5 protein-coding genes are annotated in these 4,046 nt (G+C 30.5%); 3 read left to right on the top strand and 2 right to left on the bottom strand.

What is annotated here, in order from left to right; all coding sequences use genetic code 11:
- Window positions 1-32 precede the first annotated feature (32 nt).
- Window positions 33-449: a secondary thiamine-phosphate synthase enzyme YjbQ gene (locus ACR0QS_RS11680; RefSeq protein ID WP_432633627.1), complete on the top strand. Its 417-nt coding sequence runs from the start codon at window positions 33-35 to the stop codon at window positions 447-449.
- Window positions 450-464: 15 nt separating this feature from the next.
- Window positions 465-1,229 carry an HAD family hydrolase gene (locus ACR0QS_RS11675; protein ID WP_432633626.1) on the top strand — a complete coding sequence of 255 codons (765 nt, stop codon included), beginning with the start codon at window positions 465-467 and terminating at the stop codon, window positions 1,227-1,229.
- A 1-nt stretch (window position 1,230) separates the two neighbouring features.
- Here ACR0QS_RS11675 and ACR0QS_RS11670 read toward each other — a convergent pair whose 3' ends face one another.
- Together ACR0QS_RS11670 and tsaD are read right to left on the bottom strand one after the other, a co-directional pair.
- Window positions 1,231-2,508, bottom strand: coding sequence for a DNA methyltransferase (locus ACR0QS_RS11670; RefSeq protein WP_432633625.1), 1,278 nt, complete (start codon window positions 2,506-2,508; stop codon window positions 1,231-1,233).
- Between the two features lie 87 nt (window positions 2,509-2,595).
- Window positions 2,596-3,621, bottom strand: coding sequence for a tRNA (adenosine(37)-N6)-threonylcarbamoyltransferase complex transferase subunit TsaD (gene tsaD / locus ACR0QS_RS11665; protein WP_432633624.1), 1,026 nt, complete (start codon window positions 3,619-3,621; stop codon window positions 2,596-2,598).
- A 148-nt stretch (window positions 3,622-3,769) separates the two neighbouring features.
- Between tsaD and ACR0QS_RS11660 the strand changes: the two genes are divergently transcribed.
- The coding region (locus tag ACR0QS_RS11660; RefSeq protein WP_432633623.1) for a PD-(D/E)XK nuclease family transposase at window positions 3,770-4,046 on the top strand (277 nt) is incomplete at its 3' end.

Genomic DNA, 4,046 nt, shown 5'->3' with positions numbered 1-4,046 from the left:
TTATAAAAAGAATTATTAAATCGGAGATTAAAATGAAATCTTACAGAAAAGTATTGGATATTAATTATCCGAAAAGACGAGGCTACATAAATATAACTCCAGAAGTTCAAAAATGTTTGGAAGAAAGCGGAATTAAAGAAGGCTTGGTTTTATGCAACGCTATGAATATAACGGCAAGCGTATTTATAAACGATGACGAAAGCGGACTTCATAACGATTTTGAAGTTTGGCTTGAAAAATTAGCTCCCGAAAAACCGCATAGTCAATATAAACATAACGGCTACGAAGACAACGCTGACGCTCACATGAAAAGACAAATCATGGGACGAGAAGTAGTTGTCGCTATTACAAATGGAAAATTGGATTTTGGAACTTGGGAACAGATTTTTTACGGAGAATATGACGGAAAAAGAAATAAAAGAGTTTTGATAAAAATTATTGGCGAATAAAAAAGGATTGATTCAATGAAATTATTTGTAAGCGATTACGATATGACGCTTTATATAAACGAACATATAGACGAAAAAGTTTTGGACGCGATAAAAAGATGGAGAGAGGCTGGAAATATTTTTGCAATAGCTACGGGAAGAAATAAATTTTCAATATTCGAGCAGATAGAAAAATATAATATAGGTTTCGATTATTTGATGGCAAATAATGGCGCTTTGATTTTCGATAATGAAAGAAAAATTATTTTTAAAGAAACCATTGACGAAAGCGAAGCGTATAAAGTGGTAAAATCAATATTTGATAAATTCGGCGCGACTGTGGAAATTGCAACCGATGAATGCATTATATCCGTTCAATCAAAAGTGAAAAACGATATTTTATATTCTGACGCTTTCAAAATCGGAAAGATAATTGATATAGAAGAAATTGATTCGATAAAAAATATTATCCAAATAAATAAAATGACTAATAACATTGAAAAAACAAAAACTGTTGCGGACTTTATAAACGATAATTTTAAAGAAGTCATAGCTTACGGAAATATAAGAACTGTCGATATAGTAGGTAAAAAAGTAAGCAAAGCGAACGGAATAGCTTTTTTGGAAAATAAATTAAAAAATAAAATTGAAAAAATATTTACGGCAGGCGACTCGAATAACGATATTGAAATGATAAAAAAATATGACGGTTATGTTCAGATAAACGCGGGCGAGAATATAAAAAAAATTACTAATAAATATTTTTCGCTTATTTCGGATATTATGAATGAGAATTTATAAATTAATATTTGCATTTTGATGATTTAAGAAATTTATTTTTACAAGAATAATCAAAATTCATTTCGACATCGACATAACCCGTTCTTATCAAATGATTATTGACAAAAGTTTTATTATCCAAATACACATAACACATTAAATTATTATTCTTATCGTATTTCTGTGAATCGTATTTCAAAAATATTTTTCGTTTATTAAATTTTTCTTTCAAATAATTAATCGCTTGAGGTTTGAAATTTTCTTTTTCTTTTATTCCAAGAAGTTTAATTTCGAGCCCGTTATTCAAAATAATTTTATTCGGAGAGACGACATCTTTTACGGAAAATAATTCTCTCTTATTTTCGTTTTTATTTTTATCGATTTTAGAACCGAATTTTACTTTTTTAATATCGATTTTTTTATCAAGTTTATGAGGGTCGGAAAATATATAAGGCAGTTTGTCGAAAGAATAATCTTTATTATTATCTTCCAAAAATTCAATCGTATCGGAGTCAAAACTTAATTGATTTATATTTAATTTTTCTTTAATAATTGGTTCAAACTCTCTGTTGATTTCGTATCCTATAGAATTTCTTCCCAAATTTTTTGCGGCTAAAGATGTGGTTCCGCTTCCCAAAAACGGGTCAAAAATCGTCTCGCCCGCAAAAGAAAACATTTTTATTAATCTTTTTGGCAATTCTTCGGGAAACATTGCAATATGTTCGGACTGTTTTACTCCGCTAAAATTCCAATGAGATGAAAAATATTGATTCCATTCTTCTTTTGTAAGAATAGAATTTTGTTTTTGTTCTAAAGTTGGTTTTGGAGGATTTCCTAATTTTTTAAATATCAAAATAAATTCGTAATCAATTTTAAGAATTCCGTTTCGAGGATAAGGAAAACTTCCCATTACAGCTCCGCCGCCCGTGGTATTCATCGTTGTAGCTTTTTGCCAAATTATAGCTCCCATATAATCCAATTTCAAAGTTTCGCAAAATCTTATAATCTCCGTTCTTATCGGCACTACTTTATATCTGCCGTAATAAACCGAGCGGGAAAATTGGTCGCCGATATTTATACATAATCTGCAACCGTCCGATAAAACTCTATCGCATTCCATCCATACGAGATTTAAATTATTTATATATTCTTCGTAGCTGTCGTTAAATCCAATTTGGTTATGCGTTCCATAATCTTTTAATTGCCAATACGGAGGCGAGGTTATAATCAGCTGGACGGATTTATCTGGAATTTTGTTAAGTCTTCTACTGTCGCCGAAATATATTTTATGGTTAGTCATATTGTTTTCTCATGTTTATTTTTATCATTATAAAGCATTTGACTAAAATATCAATTATTTATTTTGAAGTAGATTAAAATAAGAATACTATCTAGAATTTTTCTTTTTACTATTATACTTTTTATTTAAAACTCTCGAAAAACAATCCAAATTATAATCGGCGTATTCAATTTTATCTTTCATATAATATGCAAGTCCGCCAACCATCGCCGCGTTATCGGTTGTGTATTTTAATTCGGGCAAATAGCATTCAAAATCTTTTGAGTTTGAAAATCGCGCTCTCAAATAACTATTGCATGCCACTCCGCCAGAAATCGTCACTCTTTTTATTCCGCTTCTTTCCGCATATTTTAAAGTTTTTATATATAAAGGTTCTATCGCGCTAATTTGAAAAGCCGCCGCTATATTTTCGTTTGTCGCTTCATAATTTTCTTTTAAATATTTTTTTGTAGAATAGACGCATGCCGTTTTTAATCCGCTGTAAGAAAAATTAAATTCATCCGCTCCGCTTAAAAGTATCAAAGGATATTTAATCGCGTTTTTATCTCCTTTTTGAGCGAGCTTGTCTATTATCGGTCCGCCTGGATAACCAAGATTTAAAAATTTTGAAACTTTATCGTAGGCTTCTCCAACGGCATCGTCCAAAGTAGTTCCAACGATTTTATATTCTCCATGCGAATGAACTTCCGTTATTATCGTATGTCCGCCCGATACAACTAAAGCTATATAAGGAAATTCTATTTCGTTAGTAAGATGCGGGGAATAAATATGAGAGGCTATATGATCTAAAGCTATCAAAGGTTTTCGCATTGCAAACGACAATCCTTTAGCCGTCCCAACTCCAACCAAAAGCGAACCCAAAAGTCCCGGTCTATTCGTTACGGCAAATAAATCTATATCTTTTAATTTTAGGCTTGCGTCTTTCAAAGCTTTATCCATAACATATATTATCGCTTCTATATGTTTTCTCGCAGCTATTTCTGGGACTACGCCTTGAAATTCTTTATAAGCGTCTATGGAAGAACTTAAAACCGAAGCCAAAACTTCATTTCCGTTTTCAACTATCGCAACGGAAGTATCATCGCAGGAAGTATCTATAGCTAATATTTTCATTTGTTATTTATTTTTGTATATAATTAATGTATTAAAATTAAGAGAGATTTTATTTTTTGTCAAGCGTTTATTTATATTATATCAACTAATTTTTTAAGTAATTATTGAATCTCTTTGACAAATTAAATTATTCTGTTATAATATTCTTATGAAGAGAAAAATAAATAGAAATAGAGAGATTAACAAACTAAACGACTTATTTGTCCGATTTCTGCTCGGCAAAAATGGAAACGAAAAAGTGCTTGAAGATATGGTTAACGCCGCTTTAAGAGATTTCAATTTTGAAGAAGTTAAAGATTTGGAAATAATCGACCCTTATAATCTTTCGGAAAATATTGATTTAAAAGAATCGATTATTGATATTAAAGCGAAGACAAAAAACAATCAAACGGTTATAATCGAAATTCAACTTTGCGGAAATATGG

The organism is Brachyspira sp., from assembly GCF_050873525.1.
Classification (GTDB): Bacteria; Spirochaetota; Brachyspiria; order Brachyspirales; family Brachyspiraceae; genus Brachyspira.
Note: the sequence above shows the minus strand (reverse complement) of the source record. Positions and strands in the feature narration are given on the sequence as shown.